The organism is Bacillus sp. NTK034 (genome assembly GCF_017303275.1).
Taxonomy (GTDB): Bacteria; Bacillota; Bacilli; order Bacillales; family Cytobacillaceae; genus Cytobacillus.
In genome coordinates this window covers 313,615-333,464 of sequence record NZ_JAFKOJ010000002.1, presented here as the reverse complement: position 1 = coordinate 333,464, position 19,850 = coordinate 313,615, and the positions used below count along the sequence as shown (strand labels likewise).

Genomic DNA, 19,850 nt, shown 5'->3' with positions numbered 1-19,850 from the left:
GGAGAGAATATGGCTGTAATTTCTTATATCGATGCGGTAACAATGGCAATCCGCGAGGAAATGGAAAGAGATCCAAAGGTATTTGTTTTAGGTGAAGACGTAGGTAAAAAAGGTGGCGTATTTAAAGCGACACAAGGACTATATGATAAATTTGGCGAAGACCGCGTAATTGATACTCCGCTTGCTGAATCAGCGATTGCAGGGGTTGGAATCGGTGCAGCGATGTATGGAATGCGCCCGATTGCTGAAATGCAATTTGCCGACTTTATAATGCCGGCGGTTAACCAGATTATTTCAGAAGCGGCACGCGTCCGCTACCGTTCCAACAATGACTGGAGCTGTCCGATTGTTGTTCGTGCACCATATGGCGGCGGTGTTCATGGAGCGCTATATCATTCCCAATCTGTCGAAGCAGTATTTGCGAATCAGCCGGGACTTAAGATTGTTATGCCTTCTACCCCTTATGATGTAAAGGGGTTATTGAAAGCGGCGATCCGTGACGAGGATCCTGTACTATTCTTTGAACATAAGCGTGCATATCGCCTGATTAAGGGCGAGGTTCCTGATGATGATTATGTTCTGCCAATCGGAAAAGCGGATGTCAAACGCGAGGGTGAAGATATCACAGTGATCACTTATGGCCTATGCGTTCATTTCGCTCTTCAGGCTGCTGAAAGACTTGCCAAAGATGGCATCTCAGCGCACATCCTTGATTTAAGAACGGTTTATCCGCTTGATAAAGAAGCAATTATCGAAGCTGCGTCAAAAACAGGTAAAGTGCTTCTTCTTACTGAAGATAATAAAGAAGGCAGCATCATGAGTGAAGTTTCTGCCATTATTGCAGAGAACTGCCTGTTTGAACTGGATGCACCAATCAAACGGCTTGCCGGTCCTGATGTGCCAGCAATGCCTTACGCTCCAACTATGGAAAAATATTTTATGGTTAACCCTGATAAAGTAGAAAAAGCAATGCGTGAATTGGCTGAATTTTAATAACTGGCATCTTAGCTAATAAAAATGGAAAGCGCAGATGATGCGGCTCTCCGGCTGGAATTCATTCCGGATCAGCTGCACCAGCTGCATGACCCGCAAAATGCGGGCAGCTAGAAGGAGGTTACCCAATGGCTATTGAGCAAATTAAAATGCCCCAGCTTGGGGAAAGTGTTACTGAAGGGACAATCAGCAAATGGCTGGTTTCCGTAGGAGATAAAGTAAATAAATATGATCCGCTTGCTGAAGTAATGACTGACAAAGTAAATGCGGAGGTCCCATCTTCTTTCTCAGGTGTAATCAAAGAATTGGTTGCAGAAGAAGGCGAAACTTATGAAGTTGGCCAGGTTATTCTGACAATCGAAACTGAAGGCGGCGGTGAAGCAGCGGCGGCACCAGCTCCATCTGAGCCTAAGCAAGAAGTTGATGCACCTTCTGCGTCAGCACCTTCTGCACAAGCGGCACCTGCAAAATCAGAAGCTCCTAATGGAGTCCGCTATTCACCTGCAGTCCTAAAGCTTTCACAGGAACACGGCATTGACTTAAATCAAGTTACAGGTTCAGGCGGCGGCGGACGAATTACCCGTAAAGACCTTATGAAAATCATTGAGTCCGGAGATATTCCTACAGCGGCAGCTGCTGCGGCTGCATCAGCACCAGCACCGAAAAAGACAGAAGCGCCGGCACCGTCTTCGGCACCTTCCCAGCCAGCATCACCAAAACAGGCAGCGCCAGCACCTAATGTTCCAGTAATGCCGGGTGATGTTGAAATCCCTGTTACTGGAGTGCGTAAAGCGATTGCAGCAAACATGCTTCGCAGCAAACATGAAGCACCACATGCCTGGACAATGATGGAAGTAGATGTTACAAATCTTGTCGAATACCGTAACAGCATCAAAGGTGAGTTTAAGCAAAAAGAGGGCTTCAACCTTACATTCTTTGCTTTCTTCGTAAAAGCTGTTGCGCAGGCCCTTAAGGAATTCCCGCAGATTAATTCCATGTGGGCAGGAGATAAGATTATCCAGAAGAAGGATATCAACATCTCCATTGCGGTTGCAACAGATGACGCGTTATTCGTTCCGGTCATCAAAGCAGCTGATGAAAAAACGATTAAGGGTATAGCCCGTGAAATCAATGACCTTGCATTAAAAGTACGTACAGGCAAATTGACTTCCGCTGAAATGCAGGGTGGAACTTTCACTGTAAATAATACCGGTTCATTCGGTTCTGTCCAGTCAATGGGCATTATCAATTATCCTCAGGCTGCAATTCTTCAGGTTGAATCCATTGTGAAGCGTCCTGTTGTCATGAACAATGGCATGATTGCTGTCCGTGACATGGTGAACCTTTGTATGTCCCTGGATCACCGTGTGCTTGACGGCCTGGTATGCGGACGATTCCTGCAGCGCGTGAAAGAAATTCTTGAGAACACATCTAAAGAAAATACAACTATTTATTAAAAAGAAAATTGCCGCTGCCCTGCTTAGGGGCAGCGGTTTCTTATTGTTCATTGCTTGTTTCTCTTTTGTATACTAAAATAGGTATATGGAGAATTTAGAATTTTATTATAATTTTCTTGCGGCATTGTTTCTTACAAGAAACGGGTCCGCTGCCGCATGAGGGGAGGGAACGCTGTCAGCTATAAGGACAGCAAATTATGTCATTAAAGAAAATGATTAAAGAAAAATTCCCGCAGCAGACAAATCAAGACTGGGAACAAAATGCGGAAAAAGCTCTTAAAGGGAAATCCTTAGAAACATTATCACGAAATACATATGAAAACATAAAATTGAAACCGCTTTATTCCAGAGAAGACATGGGAACTGGTGCATTAACTCAGTATCCGGGCTTAGAAGACTTTAGAAGAGGTTCCTATGCAACCGGATACCTGTCAGAAAAATGGAAGGTTGCACAGAAAATTAGTGCTTCCTCTTCCGAAGAGCTGTCAGATAAACTCCATGCCGCCATAAATAAAGGGCAGACAGCGCTGGCTTTCGAGCCTGAACTGTTAAAAAATCCAGAGAAGATAAGCGCGGCTGTTGGCGAACTCTATGACAAATATCCTTTCAGTGTGGATGCAGGCCCAAATCAGCACTTATTAATAGCAGGTCTTAGTGCAGTAAAAGGACAAGAAAAAGTCTCTGGATACATTGCCGCCGACCCGCTAGCTATTGCTGCTGCCGATTCACTGAACGGCCGCTCAATCGATGAGCTATATGAAAATTTGAATGAAACGGTGAGTGTGGCAGCTGTAAATCTGCCCAGCCTGAAAACAATCATGGTAAATTCTGCGATCTATCATAATGGCGGCGCAAATGCTGTCCAGGAACTTGCATTTTCACTTGCAGCAGGTGTAAATCACCTGCAATATTTTCTTGAAAAAGGCAAAAGTACCGAAGAGATGTTATCCAAAATGGTTTTTAAGTTTGCTGTTGGCTCAAACTTTTTTATGGAAATCGCCAAGCTGCGTGCCGCAAGGGTTTTATGGGGAAAAGTGGCGGAAGCATACGGAGCTGATGGTGACGGTAAAAAAATGGTCATTTCAGCAGAGACATCCTTTTTTACAAAGTCAGCCTATGATTCCTATGTGAATATGCTGAGAGCAGGAAATGAAGCGTTTGCAGCAATTTTGGGAGGAGTCCAATACCTTCATGTCAGCCCATTTAATGACCCGGAAGGATCTCAAACTCCTTTTTCAGAACGGATTGCCCGCAATACTCAGTTGATTTTAAGGGAAGAGGCGCATTTACTGAAGGTGTCTGATCCAGCAGGCGGCTCCTGGTATATTGAGCATCTGACAAATGAATTGATTTCTAAATCCTGGGAACTTTTCCTTGAGATAGAAGAGCAGGGAGGAATGGCGGATGCCCTCCAATCAGGATGGGTTCAGGATCAGATTATTCAAGTACTTGAAAAGAAGAAGAAAGATGTTCATACAAGAAAACAAAGTATCATCGGAACGAATATATATGCAAATCTTGATGAAAAGCCGCTTCAGATAGAAATGGAAACCGTCCGTAACAGCAGGAGTGATCTCAAGACTATCACACAGGTTCGTCTTTCTGAGTCTTTCGAGGGTTTGCGGAATTTATCTGAAAGATTAAAAGGAAAGGGCATTCGTCCTGAAGCAGGTCTTATCTGTCTGGGAGCATTGAAAGACCATAAGGCGCGTGCTGATTTTATTTCCGGCTTCCTGGCTCCCGGAGGAGTTGATGCAGTTAAAAGCGGTTCGGTATATAACCCTGAAGATGCTGAAGCATTTATTCAAAAAACAAATTGCAGGCATTATTTTATTTGCGGATCAAATGAACTATACGATAGCATGGCTGTACCTTTAATTAAACAATTGAAAGAAGCTTTCCCGTCAGCTGAAATCTATTTAGCCGGCCTTCCCGAAGAGAGGAAAAAGGATGAATATGAGAACGCTGGCATCGGCGGATACATTCATGTAAAGAGCGATTGCTATGAAACTCTCTTAAATATGCTGAACGAGATGGAGGCGGCAAGCAATGGCCAATAAACCTGATTTTAAAAGCCTGGATATTCTTAAAGCAAAACAATCAGCCAAAGATGACTGGAAAAGAAAAGCTGAGGAAGAAATCGATTCATCCATTGATCATCTTCTCTTTGAAACAAATGAGCAAATAAATGTAAAGCCTCTGTACACAAATGAAGATCTTAAAGACATGGAGCACATAAACGATAAGCCTGGACTGCCCCCTTATACAAGAGGGCCATATTCAACCATGTATGTGAACAGGCCATGGACTGTCCGGCAGTATGCCGGTTTCTCTACTGCAGAGGAAAGTAATGCCTTTTACAGGCGCAACCTTGCAATGGGTCAAAAAGGCTTATCAGTCGCTTTCGATCTGGCTACTCATAGAGGCTATGATTCAGATCATCCAAGAGTCGAGGGAGATGTCGGGAAAGCTGGCGTGGCCATTGATTCCATCCTGGATATGAAGACTTTGTTTAATGGGATACCTTTAGATCAAATGTCTGTATCCATGACGATGAATGGAGCGGTATTGCCTGTCATGGCTTTTTATATTGTTACAGCGGAAGAGCAGGGAGTAAGCCAGGAGAAACTTTCTGGAACGATCCAGAATGATATCTTAAAAGAATATATGGTGCGCAACACATATATATATCCTCCGGAAATGTCCATGAAGATCATTGCCGATATTTTTGAATATACTTCAAAATACATGCCTAAGTTCAATAGCATCAGTATTTCTGGCTATCATATGCAGGAAGCGGGGGCTCCTGCTGATATTGAACTTGCCTATACGCTGGCAGATGGTCTCGAATATGTAAGAACCGGCCTTAAAGCTGGAATCGATATCGACTCCTTTGCACCAAGGCTCTCGTTTTTCTGGGCAATCGGCATGAATTACTTTATGGAAGTGGCAAAAATGCGGGCAGCCCGCTTCATATGGGCAAAAATGATGAAGACCTTCGAGCCGGATAATCCAAAATCAATGGCACTTAGAACGCATTCTCAAACCTCTGGCTGGAGCTTAACAGAGCAGGATCCGTTTAATAATGTAACAAGGACTCTCATTGAGGCGCATGCCGCTTCAATGGGCCATACACAATCCCTTCATACGAATGCACTGGATGAAGCCATTGCATTGCCGACAGACTTTTCTGCCCGTATAGCTAGAAATACGCAGCTGTACCTTCAGGAAGAGACAGGGATCACGAATGTAATTGATCCTTGGGGCGGCTCTTATTATGTTGAAGCTTTAACAGATCAGTTAATTAAGCGCGCCTGGGAGCATATTGAAGAAATCGAAAATCTTGGCGGAATGGCCAAGGCGATCGAAACAGGATTGCCAAAAATGAAGATCGAAGAAGCGGCTGCCAGAAGGCAGGCACAAATTGATTCCGGAAAAGAAACCATAATAGGTGTGAATAAATACCGGCTGGAAAAAGAAGAGCCGATTGATATTCTTGACATTGATAACACAGCTGTCCGATTAAAGCAAATCAAGAAGCTGGAGCAGCTGAAGGCTTCACGCGATAATGAGAAAGTTGCTGAAGCCTTGGAAGCTATTACTAGAGCTGCAGATACAGGGGAAGGAAATCTTCTTGAGCTAGCAGTAAATGCAGCCAGGGTTCGAGCCACTCTTGGGGAAATTTCTGAAGCGATTGAAAAAGTGGCCAATCGCCATAAAGCAATTATCCGTTCTATCAGCGGCGTGTACAGTTCTGCTTTTTCCAACGAAGATGAAATTGCAGAAGTGAAGCAGATGACAGATGAATTTCTTGAAAATGAGGGAAGGAGGCCGCGGATTCTGATTGCCAAGATGGGGCAGGATGGACATGACAGAGGAGCAAAAGTCATTTCCACTGCCTTTGCCGATCTCGGCTTTGATGTGGATATAGGCCCTCTTTTCCAGACACCGGAAGAAACAGCCATGCAGGCTGTAGAAAATGATGTACATGTCATTGGCATCAGTTCACTTGCTGCCGGACATAAAACCCTTCTTCCGCAGCTTGCCGCTGAACTGAAAAAACTGGACAGGGAAGATATTATTGTCGTCATTGGCGGGGTTATTCCGGCACAGGATTATCAGTATTTATATGAGCATGGTGCTTCTGCCATTTTTGGCCCGGGCACCGTCATTCCAGTGGCAGCCCAAAAAGTCATCAGGGAGATATACAGCCGTCTCGGGTATGAGGAAGTGACCCAGTAAATGACTGAGGATAAGAAACCGGAATGGTTTGATGAAGAAAAAGCAGATAATTTTTCAAGCATTGTCCGCGGTGGTGTGGATACAGGTGAGCCGGAGCTGAAATTTGAGAAAAAAGGCAGGTTTCAAAAAAAATCTGCTGCCCTCCCTGATCTTAACGTTCTGGAAGAAGGCATTTTGAATGGCAGCAGAGGTGTGCTTGCCAGAGCGATCACTCTGATTGAAAGTAATGCAGAACATCATTTTCGTCATGCACAGGAAATCCTGCTCAAACTTTTGCCCCATTCAGGACAATCGCTCAGGATTGGGATAACAGGGGTGCCGGGAGCAGGTAAGAGCACATTCATTGAATCATTTGGGACATACCTATGTGATACAGGATTAAAAGTAGCGGTGCTTGCCGTCGATCCGAGCTCCAGCTTGAGCGGCGGCAGCATCCTTGGCGATAAAACGAGAATGGAGCAGCTGTCCAGAAACCCAAATGCATTCATAAGGCCTTCCCCTTCAGCAGGGAAATTAGGAGGAGTCCACCGGAAAACAAGAGAAACCATGCTTCTGTGTGAAGCGGCAGGCTTTGATGTAATTCTGGTCGAAACAGTCGGTGTGGGACAAAGTGAGGTCATTGTCAGGGACATGGTTGACTTTTTTATGCTATTAACGCTGACAGGGGCAGGCGATGAATTGCAGGGAATGAAAAAAGGCATTATGGAACTGGCGGATGCGGTAATTGTCAACAAAGCCGATGGAAGCAATAAAAAATTGGCCGAGAAAACAAAAGCAGAATATAACCGTATTCTTCATTTTCTCCAGCCTGCTACAAAGGGATGGCAAACCAGAGCCTATACCTGCTCTTCTGTTTTTAATCAGGGCATCCCTGAGATATGGAAAGTAATCAAAACATTTGAAGATACCTCAAAAGCCTCAGGCGTGTTTGAGGAAAGAAGAAGACTCCAGACAAAACAATGGATCCATTCCATGATCCTCGATCAGCTTCAATTCAGCTTTTTTTATCATCCTGCGGTAAAGCCGCTCCTTCCAAAAATCGAAAACGAGGTCATCGCAGGAAACAGGACGGTTACATCTGCAGTGGAAGAATTGTTTAATATCTATTCGAAAAGATAAAGCTGCCCGCGCCGGGGCAGCTTTTCATACAAAAAAATGGCCAGTGCCTTGCGGGCACTGGCGAATCTAGGGAGTTTAGGGGTATGGATCTAGCTGTAGTTTTATCTTTCCCCCATTACCCAAAAGCTAAACTTTTTTATTCGAAAAATTGACTTGATTGTAAAATTTGTTCTTGTCTTGGTATTATGTATATAGTGAAAAAGAAATTTGGCAGAGGAGCGATGATTATGAATATGGATTTCAATTTATTTATGAATGATGTTGTAAGGCAGGCGCGGCAGGAAATTGTGCATGCTGGCTATACAGAATTAACGACACCGGAAGAAGTGGATGAAGCCCTTAATAAAAAAGGCACAACACTTGTAATGGTGAACTCAGTCTGCGGGTGTGCAGGCGGAATTGCCCGCCCGGCGGCCATGCATTCCCTGCATTATGATAAGCGCCCTGACCATTTGGTTACTGTATTTGCCGGCCAGGACAAAGAAGCAACAGAAAAAGCAAGATCTTATTTTACCGGTTATCCGCCATCATCACCATCTTTTGCTCTTCTTAAAGACGGAGAATTATGCACGATGATCGAGCGCCATGAAATTGAAGGACATGAGCCAATGGCTGTTGTTCAAAAACTGCAGGATACCTTTGAGAAATATTGCGAAGAGCTTTAAATAGCGGAAGGTCCCGAATTTCGGGACTTTTTTTTGTGTGTATACTTGTCTGAATAATTAAACTTTGTATAAATATTTAAAAATGTTATTGCATAAATATAAAAATCTGTTAAAATTCATTTTAGTGAATATTTATTAATAGTTATGCAGAAATTATTCATATTTTATAGGGGGAAACTAAAATGAAAAAAGTCATCATGTTTGCTTTAAGTATACTTTTAGTCAGTGTATTAGCTGCATGCGGCACAAGTGAAGAAGCCAGCACGGGAAGCGGATCAGGGGAAAACTCAGATAAAAAAGTATTAACAATGGGCACGTCAGCGGATTATCCGCCATTTGAATATGTAGATTCCGCAAAAGGGGAAGAAATTATCGGCTTTGATGTGGATTTGGCCAAAGCGATCGCTGAAAAACTGGGTTATGAGATACAAGTAAAGGATATGGACTTTAACGGATTGATTCCTGCATTGGAAACAAGCCAGGTTGATTTTGTTCTGGCCGGTATGACACCTACTGAAGAGCGCAAACAAAACGTTGATTTCAGTGATGTATATTATACAGCGAGCCACATGATCGTCTCAAAAAAAGGAAGCGGAATTGAGTCATTGGAAGATTTGAACGGAAAAACTTTAGGAGTTCAGCTTGCCTCCATCCAGGCAGATAAAGCAGAAGAAATTGGTGAGACAGTTGATATGACTGTGGAAAACCGCAATCGCATCCCTGAATTGATTCAGGAAATTATGGCAGGCCGTTTTGATGCTGCCATGATTGAAGACACTGTTGCTAAAGGATACTTTGAAAAAAATGAAGATTTAGCCGGTTTTACTATCGAAGAAGCTGAAGCGGAGGCAGGTTCGGCCATTGCTTTTCCTAAAGGAAGCGATTTAACTGAAAAATTTAATGCAGAGCTTTTGAAGATGAAAGAAAACGGTGAATTGGAAGAACTAATCGTAAAATGGTTTGATAACAATTAATTCCGCTGGGAATTGGCGTCCAAGGCATATTTTCCTTTGGACGCTTTATTCTTCTCGAAAACTAATAAACTACTTATAGAGAGGATGGAAAGATAGTGAATCTGGATTTTCAGCAGTTCATCCCCTCCCTTCCATATATACTGAAAGGCATTGGCGTCACGCTTCAAATAGTTTCTATGGCAGGGATACTGGGTTTTGTCTTAGGCATTATTCTATCATTCTTTAAAATCAGCAGATTTAAACCTCTTGGGTGGATTGCAGATGCCTATACATCCGTCTTTAGAGGAACACCTCTTGTTCTTCAGCTAATGCTCATTTATTATGGATCACCACAGCTGATCGGGTATAAAATTGATCCTTCCACAGCTGCCGTCTTGTCTTTTGGACTAAACTCAGCAGCCTATATTTCGGAGATTATCCGGGCCGGCATCCTGGCCGTAGATAAGGGCCAAAGTGAAGCGGCCATGGCTTTAGGTGTACCATATAGGCCGGCCATGATGGATATCATTCTCCCGCAGGCGATGAAAAACATTTTGCCTGCTTTGATGAACGAGTTTATTACCCTGACAAAAGAGTCTGCAATCGTAACGGTTATTGGTGTTACAGACGTGATGCGCCGGGCTTACATCGTGGGAGGTGAAAAGTTTTCATACTTCGAACCAATACTGATTGCCGGGCTTATCTATTACATTATGGTTATGATCCTGACTGTGCTTGGAAAAGGGATCGAAAGGAGAATGAGACGCAGTGATTAAAGTGGAAAATTTGCATAAACATTTCGGTAAACTTGAAGTTCTTAAAGGTATTTCTACCAGTATTCAAGATGGCGAAGTAGTAGCAATTATTGGTCCATCCGGTTCCGGCAAGTCAACATTGCTGCGCTGCATCAATCTCCTGGAAATGCCTACAGACGGCCGGATCATGATTAACGGGCAGAACATTACGGATAAGAGCACGAACATTATGAAAGTGCGCCAAAATGTGGGAATGGTTTTTCAGCATTTTCATTTATTTCCACACAAAACGGTTCTGCAAAACCTGACCTATGCACCAATGAAGGTTAAGGGAGTTTCGAAATCGGACGCTGAGAAAGCAGGGCTCGAGCTTTTGGAGAAGGTCGGATTATCAGCCAAAGCATACGAATATCCAAATCGGTTATCCGGGGGACAGAAGCAAAGGGTCGCGATTGCCAGAGCTCTTGCTATGAAGCCTGATGTCATGCTGTTTGATGAACCGACATCCGCTCTTGACCCGGAAATGGTGAAAGAAGTGCTGGACGTTATGAAAAATTTAGCCCATACAGGCATGACAATGGCAATTGTAACCCATGAAATGGGATTTGCCCGTGAAGTGGCAGACAGGGTGCTTTTCCTGGATGGCGGCGTGCTTGTAGAGGATTCTTCACCTAAAGAATTTTTTTCTAATCCTAAGAGTGAACGTGCAAGGGATTTCTTGCAAAAAATGCTATAATCGATATATGCTATGGGAGAAGATGATCAAAAGGATCATCTTCTCTTTCGCTTTTCTCAAAACTAACAGCCTTCTTATAATTTGATGCGGGCAAATGAATATAGGAGTTTGACTAAATGAAGTACAGAATTGGCTACCGGACAATCAAGACTGCCGTGGGAACTTCCATTAGCATTATGATTGCACAAATGCTGCAGCTTGATAATTTTGTCTCTGCAGGAATCTTAACTATTTTATGCATAAAAGTAACGAAGAAAAAGTCTCTGCGCGCTTCATGGGACCGTTTTTTTGCCTGCTTAATGGCAATGGTGTTTTCTTCCTTGTTTTTTGAGGGGATTGCCTACCATCCGCTTGTAATTGGACTGCTGCTTTTGTTTTTTATCCCCGCAGCTGTCATGGTAAAGGCCAGTGATGGGATAGTGACAAGCTCCGTTATTATTCTGCATATTTATTCTGCAGGGAAAGTTTCAAAGGAACTCCTGCTGAATGAACTGGGCATTATTACTGTCGGTATTGGTGTGGCGCTCATCGCAAACCTCTATATGCCCAGTCTGGAATCGAAGCTTAAGGAGTATAGACTCGAGATAGAGGATAACTTTAAGATAATCTTTGATGAAATCGTGAAGTATTTGCGCACGCATGAAAGCAGCTGGGATGGCAGAGAAATCACTGAAACGATGGAATTGATCGATAAGGCAAAAACATTGGCTTTCAGAGATGTCGAAAACCATTTCCGAAGGAATGATAATTTATATTATCACTATTTTAAAATGAGGGAAAAACAATTTGAGATTATTGAGCGTGTTCTTCCAAGTGTTACGTCCATTGCATTGCCTGTTGAACAGGGGGAGATGATTGCTGACTTTATTGAGGAGTTATCGGACCACATTCATCCAGGGAATACGGCCATTCAATTTCTGGAGAAATTATACCGAATGAGAGTTTCATTTGAAAATATGGAGCTCCCCAAGACAAGAGAGGAATTTGAGGCACGGGCTGCGCTGCTTCACTTTGTAAAAGAAATGGAACAGTATTTAATTATAAAAAGCTCTTTTATAGGATTAAAGGATAGGGAAATGAATCAAGACAGGACAGCAGAAGCAAACTAAGGAAAAGGAATTGGAGCGTGAATGATCATGCTGAAGTTTGCTGCAGCGGCCATCATGTTTTTTTCATTTTCCCCAATCTGGCCTTTGGGACCCAACCCGCTGCCAGGAGATCCATTTTTAATTGTCAATAAACGGACTAATGAAGTTGCGTATATTCAGGATAATAATGTCCAGAATGTCATCTCAGCTGCAACCGGGAAAACGGATGATCTTACACCTGAAGGCCTGTTTACTGTTACTGTAAAGGCAGCGGATCCTTACTATAGGAAAAAGGAAATTAAAGGCGGTGACCCCCGTAATCCGCTAGGGTCAAGATGGATTGGGTTTGACGCAGAGGAAACAGATGGCAGAATCTATGGCATTCACGGAACCAACGATCCATCGTCCATCGGCAGATATGTCTCCAATGGATGTATTAGACTGCAGAATGAAGCTGTCGAGTCGTTATATGAATCCGTGCCGATTGGAACAAAGATCTTAGTAGTCACCTCGACCAAAAACTTTGACGAACTAGGAAGAGAATACGGCGCAATAAAAAAAGATAATTAAAAGAATGTACAGCTGCATCTGAATGGATGCAGTTTTTTAATGCCTTGTATGACTGGAAAGTGTTATAGATGTAAAATAAATTCTAAAATATGTTAGATAAATTAGATAACCTGTTAAAAATATGTTGGATAAAACAAAAAAAGCTGCCCGGAATGGCCATCGGCAGCAGCTGAAAAAATCTACATAGTTTCTGTTATAAAAACATCGACATTCCCATAATGAGTGTAGATGCGAGCATTGCAAATATCATTAAATAAACAATCACCTTTGTCATTTTCTTATTTGACATTCTATTCCTCCTCGTCCCAATTCTTACTATTATTTTACTAAGAATCTTCAAATTGAACAACCGCTCAATTTTTAAAAGGATTTTCGACATTTTTAACGAATATTTAAATAATAGTCTTAAAATATGCCCGCATTCTGCGGGAAATTGATAATATCCGACATCCATGAGGAGGAAACCAGATGATCCAGAAGGTGGACCATATAGGGATTGCAGTCAGGTCTCTTGATGAAGCGCTTCCATTTTATACTGAAACGCTGCAGCTAGAATTTCTCGGAATTGAGGAAGTGGAAAGTCAAGGGGTAAAGGTTGCTTTTATTAAAGCAGGGGAAACGAAACTTGAGCTGCTGGAACCGACAAGTGAAGAAAGTCCAATTGCCAAGTTTATAGAGAAGCGAGGCGAAGGTCTTCATCATGTAGCATTAGGTGTTGACAGCATACAGGAACGCATTAATCAAATGAAGGAACAGGGCATCAGGATGCTGCAGGATGAACCGAAGATTGGTGCTGGCGGTGCCCAGGTAGCCTTTATGCACCCGAAATCAACAGGCGGCATATTATACGAATTTTGTGAAAAGAAAGGATTGAAATAAAGCATGGCAGACATCTATGAGAAAATAAATGAGTTATACGACCGCCGCAGGGAAGTCGAACTGGGCGGAGGGGATGAGCGTATACAAAAACAGCATGAAAAAGGGAAACTGACTGCCCGTGAACGAATCGATTTATTAGTTGACCCGGGCACATTCGTTGAGCTGAATCCATTTATTGAGCACCGCAGCACAGATTTTGGATTGGAAAACCAAAAAGGCCCCGGCGATGGTGTTGTAACGGGCTATGGTAAAGTCAACGGACGGCCTATCTTCTTATTTTCCCAGGACTTTACTGTTTTTGGCGGTGCCCTTGGGGAAATGCATGCAAAAAAAATTGCCAATGTAATGGATTTGGCGGCAGAAAATGGGGCTCCATTTGTAGGCTTGAATGATTCCGGAGGTGCCAGAATTCAGGAAGGTGTTGTTTCCCTTGATGGGTACGGCCATATTTTCTACCGGAATTCCATTTATTCAGGAGTGATTCCTCAGATCTCCGTCATTATGGGGCCTTGTGCAGGCGGAGCGGTTTATTCTCCAGCGATCACGGATTTTGTCTTCATGGTGGAAAAAACGAGCCAGATGTTCATAACTGGCCCAAAAGTAATCGAAACGGTAACTGGGGAAAAAATTTCACCGGAGGATCTGGGCGGTGCCCGTGTGCATAACACAATCAGCGGAAACGCACACTTTAGAGGCGAGTCCGAAGAGGAAGTTATTGAGCAGGTGCGAAGTCTTTTAAGCTACCTTCCACAGAATAATGAGGAAAAACCGCCATTGTCAGAACGGGATGAGGACGATGATTACCGTCCGGATCTGACAGACGCCATTCCTTTTGATGCCCTTCGTCCATATGACGTCCGAAAAGTCATTGAACAGGTAGTGGATAAAGATACTTTTATGGAGGTACAGCGTGACTTTGCTAAGAATATTGTAGTCGGGCTTGCCCGAATCAAGGGTGAAACGGTGGGACTTGTCTGCAATCAGCCGAAGGTAATGGCAGGAGGACTTGATATTGATTCTTCCGATAAGGCTGCAAGGTTTATCCGGTTCTGTGATTCCTTTAATATTCCTCTTATTACATTTGAGGACGTTACAGGCTTTTTCCCAGGTGTTAAACAGGAGCATGGCGGGATCATACGGCATGGTGCAAAGATTCTCTATGCTTACTCAGAAGCAACAGTGCCAAAGCTTACTGTTATTTTAAGAAAAGCTTTCGGCGGAGCCTACGTTGCCCTGAACAGTAAATCTATCGGCGCAGATCTTGTATTTGCATGGCCGAATGCGGAAGTAGCCGTAATGGGTCCTCAAGGTGCAGCCAACATTATTTTTGCAAGGGAAATCCAGAATAGTGAAGATCCCGAGGCCACCAGAGCACAAAAAATCGAGGAGTACAGAGAAAAGTTCGCTAATCCATATGTGGCGGCAAGCAGGGGCATGGTGGATGATGTCATCGATCCGCGAGAAACGAGAATCAAGATCATTCAGGCGCTTGAAATGCTGCGAAATAAAAAAGAAAGCAGGCCGCATAAAAAGCATGGAAATATTCCGCTATAAATGATTCCTTATTTGCTGTGCCAAAATTTTGGAGTTATACTTGCTTAGTAAGCTTAAATTTGGAGGTTTGTACATAAATGATTAATGAGGAACGCTTATTAAACGAATTTCTGGAACTGGTGCAAATTGATTCTGAAACAAAGTATGAAGCTCAAATTGCAAAAGTCCTGAAGAAAAAATTCAGGGATCTTGGGGTTGAGGTGTACGAAGACGATACAACTGCACAGACCGGACACGGTGCAGGCAACCTCATCTGCACTCTGCAGGGAACTAAAGAAGGAACAGACACAATTTATTTTACTTCCCATATGGATACGGTTGTTCCTGGAAAAGGAATTAAACCTTGCATTAAGGACGGCTATGTTGTAACAGATGGAACAACGATCCTGGGTGCCGACGACAAGGCAGGACTTGCTGTTATGCTGGAAGTTGTTAAAGTCCTGAAAGAGCAGAATATTGCTCATGGAACTATCCAGTTTATAATCACAGTTGGTGAAGAATCCGGACTGGTCGGAGCGAAGGTACTCGATCCTTCACTTGTTAAAGCGAAGTTCGGCTATGCACTGGACAGTGACGGAAAAGTGGGAAATATTATCGTTGCCGCTCCGACACAAGCAAAAGTAAAAGCTGCTATTCTAGGGAAAACAGCACATGCCGGTGTAGCCCCTGAGAAAGGCATTTCTGCTATCACTATGGCAGCGAAAGCGATTTCAAGAATGCCGCTTGGCCGCATTGATGAAGAAACAACGGCTAACATTGGGCGTTTTGAAGGCGGCCAGCAGACGAATATCGTGTGTGATCATGTTGATATTTTAGCAGAAGCACGTTCATTAATTCCTGAAAAAATGGAACAGCAGGTAGCTAAAATGAAAGAAGCTTTTGAAAGTGCTGCCGAAGAAATGGGCGGCAAAGCTGAAGTGGATGTTCAGGTTATGTACCCTGGCTTTAAATTTGGCGAAGGCGACCATGTCGTTGAGGTAGCCCGCAGAGCCGCTGCCAAGATTGGCAGGAGCTCCGAGCTTCTTCACAGCGGCGGCGGAAGCGATGCGAACGTTATTGCCGGTTTAGGAATTCCTACAGTCAATCTTGCTGTTGGCTATGAAGAAATTCATACAACCAATGAGCGCATGCCAATTGAAGAATTAAATAAATTGGCTGAAATGGTTATTGCCATTATAGAAGAAGTCTAAGCGTAAGCTTAAAGAAAGGGAACCCGATGCGGTTCTCTTTTTTATATTACTGAATTCAATTAGTTTCCTCACTAGTTAGAAAATAATGGCTATGGTATATTAGTTCTATACATAAGAGTTTCCGAGGAGGAAATGGAATGACTGAAAATAATAAAGCTGTCGTTTTCTGTGCAGGAAATGAGGAGTATGCCACGCCCATTCCTTTTGTTATATCAATTGAAAAAATGGAGGGCATTACACCGATTCCTCATTTGCCTAGTCATGTAAGAGGAATTGTTAAAGTCCGGGGAGAGCTAATTCCCGTTGTTGATTTTGAAGAAATTCTTTACAGCCGGACACTGCCCGATAGCGACTCAGCAAGAATGATCGTGCTGCAGACAGACGAGCTATCATTCGGAGTGCTAGTGAATGAAGCCAAGGAAATTCTCGATATTCCAGCAGACTGCCTGAAACAGCCAGGTTTGATTGCCTATCAAAAGACCAATTATTTTACAGGTGTAGCCAATATCGAAAGCAGGCTGATTACCATAATCGACCCTGCAAAGCTGGTGGAATCTCTGGAAGGAATAAGGGAAATAAAGGAGTATATGAAAACGCAGCACACAACAGCATAGTGATCGAATATAAAAACAGGGGATCAAGATTCTCTGTTTTTGCTTTTATAAAATCCTTCTAATAAAAGAAAAGAAAAATTTCTGCTAAAATAGAATTGAATTATTTTTACAGGGAAGTGCCGGCATGAAACAAATGTATCCAAAAAACGGGAGAGTTATCCTCCATGTTGATATGAATAGTTTTTATGCTTCGGTTGAAATGGCTTATGATCCCACATTAAAGGGCAAGCCTTTAGCGATCGCAGGCAATCCGGAGGAGAGGCGCGGAATAATTGTGACTTGCAGCTATGAGGCAAGGAGCTTCGGCGTAAAAACCACCATGCCTCTATGGGAGGCTAAAAAGCTCTGTCCCCAGCTGATTATAATGAAGCCAAATTTTGAGAGATATCGTGCAGCTTCTATGGGAATGTTTGATATATTGCACGAATATTCCTCCCTTGTTGAACCTGTATCCATTGATGAAGGATATGTGGACATAACAGACAGCTATGAGTTTGGGAGCCCAATAGAGATTGCCGATACGATACAGAAGCAGATCTTTCAGCAGCTCGATTTGCCCTGCAGCATCGGTGTTGCTCCCAACAAATTTTTAGCCAAGATGGCTTCTGACATGAAAAAGCCAATGGGGATTACTGTTCTCAGAAAAAGAGATGTACCGCATATTCTATGGCCAATGCAAGTGGAAGAAATGCACGGAGTCGGCAAGAAAACCGGGGAAAAGCTGAGAAATCTCAACATCACCACTATCGGCGAATTGGCAAAAGCGGATGAAATTATTTTAAAAGCAGCCCTGGGCATCAATGGCCCGAGACTGAAACAAAAAGCTAATGGCCAAGATCTTAGAAAAGTCGATCCGGAATCGGCTTCTGAATTTAAAAGTGTGGGGAATTCGACTACACTGCCAAGGGACGTTTCAAATCAAAGAGAGCTGCTTCAGGTGCTTGAAAAATTGGCTGCACAGGTTTCTTCCAGACTGAAAAGGAAAAAAGTAATGGCGGTATCTCTGGGGATTACCATTCGGTATAAGGACCGGAAAACCATTACCAGAAGCCGCAAACTGAAGAATCCGATTCAGCAGGATAAAGATATTTATCAAATGGCAAAAGAGCTTTTTATAAAACATTGGAATGGAAATGCAGTACGATTGCTGGGCATTACAGGAACAGACCTTGTTTATCCCGAACAGGCGGTTAAACAGCTGGATCTATTCAGTTTTGAAAAGGATGCCAGAAAGGAGCCGTTATTTCAGACAATGGAACTTTTGCGCAAGAAATACGGAACTAAAATAATCGACAATGCAGGTGCACTTTCGGAAATGAAATTGACCCGCCCCAAAATCGGCACTGATACCAGCTTTAATAAAGACTTTTTGCATAGTATGCCTGAAAGGGGCAATAAAAAAGAAAAAGATGATATTTCATGAGTTTTTCAGGCGGCTATAAGCTAAACTAAGACAGGAAAGTTGAATAAGAATAGGAATCTTGCTAAAGTAAAGTGGATTCTTTTATTGGATTAAATGTTCATAAAAACTCTTAAGAAAGCTTTTTTTGAACAAGCAATTACACGCATAAAGGCTAGAAGGGAAGTAATAAAAAGATGACGAAATCACAGTTTGGTGTTATCGGCTTAGCCGTAATGGGCAAAAATCTTGCCATGAATATTGAAAGCAGAGGTTACTCTGTATCCGTTTTTAACCGCTCACGTGAAAAAACGGATGAGATGCTTAGAGAAGTGGAAGGAAGAAATTTTAAAGGTACATATACACTTGAAGAGTTTGTGGATTCCCTGGAAAAACCGCGTAAAATCATGCTTATGGTTAAAGCAGGCGGTCCGACAGATGCGACAATTGAGCAGTTAAAGCCTTTATTGGATAATGGGGATATTCTGATTGATGGCGGAAATACCTTCTTTGTGGACACACAGCGCCGCAATAAGGAATTAAGCGAGCTGGGCATCCACTTCATCGGTACAGGAGTATCCGGCGGTGAAGAAGGCGCATTAAAAGGGCCTTCGATTATGCCTGGCGGCCAAAAAGAAGCCTACGAGCTGGTTGCCCCGATTTTTCAAGATATCGCGGCAAAGGTTAGTGGTGAAGCATGCACAACATACATCGGTCCGGATGGGGCAGGCCATTATGTAAAAATGGTCCACAACGGCATTGAATACGGTGATATGCAGCTGATTTCCGAATCTTATTTTCTTTTGAAAAATGTGCTTGGCTTGACTGCTGAGGAGCTTCATGAAGTATTTGCCGATTGGAATAAAGGTGAGCTTGACAGCTATCTAATTGAAATCACGGCTGATATCTTCACGAAAAAAGATGATGAAACCGGCAAGCCGCTGGTAGATGTCATTCTTGACACAGCTGGCCAAAAGGGAACCGGCAAATGGACAAGCCAAAGTGCGCTTGACCTCGGTGTACCGCTTCCAATCATTACTGAATCCGTATTTGCCCGATTCATTTCTGCTATGAAAGAAGAGCGTGTCAACGCAAGCAAAGTTCTGCGCGGGCCAGCCGCATCGGAATTCGCCGGCGATAAAAAAGCCTTTATCGAAAGTGTCCGCAAAGCCCTTTACATGAGCAAAATCTGCTCATACGCACAAGGCTTTGCTCAAATGAGAGCAGCATCCGAAGAATATGGATGGGATCTTAAATACGGCGATATTGCTATGATTTTCCGCGGCGGATGCATTATCCGTGCCCAATTCCTTCAAAAAATTAAGGAAGCATATGACCGTGAGCCTGGTTTAAAGAACCTGCTTCTTGATCCGTATTTCAAGGAAATCGTGGAAAGCTACCAGGATGCTACCCGTGAAATTATCAGTACGGCTGTGAAAAACGGCATCCCTGTACCATGCTTCTCTGCTGCGCTGTCCTATTATGACAGCTACCGCACAGAAACTTTGCCTGCTAACCTTCTTCAGGCACAGCGTGACTACTTTGGCGCACACACTTATCAGCGTACAGACAAAGAAGGCATCTTCCATACCAATTGGATGGAGTAATATAAAAACAGCGTCCAAAAGGCGCTGTT

Annotated in this window: 18 protein-coding genes; 17 read left to right on the top strand and 1 reads right to left on the bottom strand. The window is 43.2% G+C overall.

The genetic code is table 11. The features are described from left to right. Positions 1-9 precede the first annotated feature (9 nt). From JI665_RS07840 to JI665_RS07790, 11 genes are all read left to right on the top strand, one after another. Positions 10-993, top strand: a complete 984-nt coding sequence (locus JI665_RS07840) for an alpha-ketoacid dehydrogenase subunit beta (RefSeq protein ID WP_113884415.1) — start codon at positions 10-12, stop codon at positions 991-993. Positions 994-1,121: 128 nt separating this feature from the next. Continuing rightward, positions 1,122-2,450, top strand: coding sequence for a dihydrolipoamide acetyltransferase family protein (locus JI665_RS07835; RefSeq protein WP_206838450.1), 1,329 nt, complete (start codon positions 1,122-1,124; stop codon positions 2,448-2,450). Positions 2,451-2,647: 197 nt separating this feature from the next. Then, positions 2,648-4,510 carry a methylmalonyl-CoA mutase subunit beta gene (locus JI665_RS07830; RefSeq protein ID WP_206838447.1) on the top strand — a complete coding sequence of 621 codons (1,863 nt, stop codon included), beginning with the start codon at positions 2,648-2,650 and terminating at the stop codon, positions 4,508-4,510. Further along, positions 4,500-6,692 (top strand): methylmalonyl-CoA mutase, encoded by a 2,193-nt coding sequence (gene scpA / locus JI665_RS07825; protein WP_206838444.1) that lies wholly within the window; start codon positions 4,500-4,502, stop codon positions 6,690-6,692. Before JI665_RS07830 ends, scpA begins: the two co-directional genes overlap by 11 nt. Next, the gene (meaB, locus tag JI665_RS07820; RefSeq protein WP_206838441.1) at positions 6,693-7,811 is read left to right on the top strand and encodes a methylmalonyl Co-A mutase-associated GTPase MeaB; all 1,119 of its coding nucleotides are present in this window, start codon (positions 6,693-6,695) and stop codon (positions 7,809-7,811) included. A 227-nt stretch (positions 7,812-8,038) separates the two neighbouring features. Beyond that, positions 8,039-8,476, top strand: coding sequence for a BrxA/BrxB family bacilliredoxin (locus JI665_RS07815; RefSeq protein ID WP_009332872.1), 438 nt, complete (start codon positions 8,039-8,041; stop codon positions 8,474-8,476). Positions 8,477-8,658: 182 nt separating this feature from the next. Then, the gene (locus tag JI665_RS07810; RefSeq protein WP_206838438.1) at positions 8,659-9,450 is read left to right on the top strand and encodes a transporter substrate-binding domain-containing protein; all 792 of its coding nucleotides are present in this window, start codon (positions 8,659-8,661) and stop codon (positions 9,448-9,450) included. A 95-nt stretch (positions 9,451-9,545) separates the two neighbouring features. After that, positions 9,546-10,205, top strand: coding sequence for an amino acid ABC transporter permease (locus tag JI665_RS07805; RefSeq protein WP_206838435.1), 660 nt, complete (start codon positions 9,546-9,548; stop codon positions 10,203-10,205). Continuing rightward, complete coding sequence (locus tag JI665_RS07800) at positions 10,198-10,920, top strand: amino acid ABC transporter ATP-binding protein (protein WP_206838431.1); 723 nt, start codon at positions 10,198-10,200, stop codon at positions 10,918-10,920. Before JI665_RS07805 ends, JI665_RS07800 begins: the two co-directional genes overlap by 8 nt. Positions 10,921-11,036: 116 nt before the next feature. Further along, positions 11,037-12,029, top strand: coding sequence for an aromatic acid exporter family protein (locus tag JI665_RS07795; protein WP_206838428.1), 993 nt, complete (start codon positions 11,037-11,039; stop codon positions 12,027-12,029). A gap of 21 nt (positions 12,030-12,050) precedes the next feature. Further along, entirely contained in the window at positions 12,051-12,578 is a 528-nt protein-coding gene (locus JI665_RS07790; protein ID WP_206838425.1) for a L,D-transpeptidase, read from the top strand. A gap of 193 nt (positions 12,579-12,771) precedes the next feature. Here the strand turns inward: JI665_RS07790 and prli42 are convergent, their stop codons facing one another. Then, positions 12,772-12,867: a stressosome-associated protein Prli42 gene (gene prli42, locus JI665_RS07785; RefSeq protein WP_019380208.1), complete on the bottom strand. Its 96-nt coding sequence runs from the start codon at positions 12,865-12,867 to the stop codon at positions 12,772-12,774. A gap of 179 nt (positions 12,868-13,046) precedes the next feature. Between prli42 and mce the strand changes: the two genes are divergently transcribed. The 6 genes from mce (at position 13,047) to gndA (ending at position 19,821) form a co-directional block, all read left to right on the top strand. Beyond that, complete coding sequence (gene mce, locus JI665_RS07780; protein ID WP_206838422.1) at positions 13,047-13,457, top strand: methylmalonyl-CoA epimerase; 411 nt, start codon at positions 13,047-13,049, stop codon at positions 13,455-13,457. Between the two features lie 3 nt (positions 13,458-13,460). Next, positions 13,461-15,011: an acyl-CoA carboxylase subunit beta gene (locus JI665_RS07775; RefSeq protein WP_206838419.1), complete on the top strand. Its 1,551-nt coding sequence runs from the start codon at positions 13,461-13,463 to the stop codon at positions 15,009-15,011. Positions 15,012-15,088: 77 nt separating this feature from the next. Further along, the gene (locus JI665_RS07770) at positions 15,089-16,201 is read left to right on the top strand and encodes a tripeptidase T (RefSeq protein ID WP_206838418.1); all 1,113 of its coding nucleotides are present in this window, start codon (positions 15,089-15,091) and stop codon (positions 16,199-16,201) included. A 137-nt stretch (positions 16,202-16,338) separates the two neighbouring features. After that, the gene (locus tag JI665_RS07765; RefSeq protein ID WP_206838416.1) at positions 16,339-16,815 is read left to right on the top strand and encodes a chemotaxis protein CheW; all 477 of its coding nucleotides are present in this window, start codon (positions 16,339-16,341) and stop codon (positions 16,813-16,815) included. Positions 16,816-16,939: 124 nt separating this feature from the next. Then, positions 16,940-18,238 (top strand): DNA polymerase IV, encoded by a 1,299-nt coding sequence (locus JI665_RS07760; protein WP_206838413.1) that lies wholly within the window; start codon positions 16,940-16,942, stop codon positions 18,236-18,238. 173 nt (positions 18,239-18,411) lie between these two features. Continuing rightward, entirely contained in the window at positions 18,412-19,821 is a 1,410-nt protein-coding gene (gndA, locus tag JI665_RS07755) for an NADP-dependent phosphogluconate dehydrogenase (protein ID WP_206838411.1), read from the top strand. Positions 19,822-19,850: the final 29 nt, after the last annotated feature.

Bases quoted from the DNA above. Each gene is read 5' to 3' on its own strand.
- mce (WP_206838422.1), top strand. From the start codon at position 13,047: ATGATCCAGAAGGTGGACCATATAGGGATTGCAGTCAGGTCTCTTGAT.
- scpA (WP_206838444.1), top strand. From the start codon at position 4,500: ATGGCCAATAAACCTGATTTTAAAAGCCTGGATATTCTTAAAGCAAAA.
- JI665_RS07810 (WP_206838438.1), top strand. From the start codon at position 8,659: ATGAAAAAAGTCATCATGTTTGCTTTAAGTATACTTTTAGTCAGTGTA.
- JI665_RS07795 (WP_206838428.1), top strand. From the start codon at position 11,037: ATGAAGTACAGAATTGGCTACCGGACAATCAAGACTGCCGTGGGAACT.
- JI665_RS07770 (WP_206838418.1), top strand. From the start codon at position 15,089: ATGATTAATGAGGAACGCTTATTAAACGAATTTCTGGAACTGGTGCAA.
- prli42 (WP_019380208.1), bottom strand. From the start codon at position 12,867: ATGTCAAATAAGAAAATGACAAAGGTGATTGTTTATTTAATGATATTT.
- JI665_RS07830 (WP_206838447.1), top strand. From the start codon at position 2,648: ATGTCATTAAAGAAAATGATTAAAGAAAAATTCCCGCAGCAGACAAAT.
- meaB (WP_206838441.1), top strand. From the start codon at position 6,693: ATGACTGAGGATAAGAAACCGGAATGGTTTGATGAAGAAAAAGCAGAT.
- JI665_RS07790 (WP_206838425.1), top strand. From the start codon at position 12,051: ATGATCATGCTGAAGTTTGCTGCAGCGGCCATCATGTTTTTTTCATTT.
- JI665_RS07840 (WP_113884415.1), top strand. From the start codon at position 10: ATGGCTGTAATTTCTTATATCGATGCGGTAACAATGGCAATCCGCGAG.
- JI665_RS07765 (WP_206838416.1), top strand. From the start codon at position 16,339: ATGACTGAAAATAATAAAGCTGTCGTTTTCTGTGCAGGAAATGAGGAG.
- JI665_RS07835 (WP_206838450.1), top strand. From the start codon at position 1,122: ATGGCTATTGAGCAAATTAAAATGCCCCAGCTTGGGGAAAGTGTTACT.
- JI665_RS07775 (WP_206838419.1), top strand. From the start codon at position 13,461: ATGGCAGACATCTATGAGAAAATAAATGAGTTATACGACCGCCGCAGG.
- JI665_RS07760 (WP_206838413.1), top strand. From the start codon at position 16,940: ATGAAACAAATGTATCCAAAAAACGGGAGAGTTATCCTCCATGTTGAT.
- JI665_RS07815 (WP_009332872.1), top strand. From the start codon at position 8,039: ATGAATATGGATTTCAATTTATTTATGAATGATGTTGTAAGGCAGGCG.
- gndA (WP_206838411.1), top strand. From the start codon at position 18,412: ATGACGAAATCACAGTTTGGTGTTATCGGCTTAGCCGTAATGGGCAAA.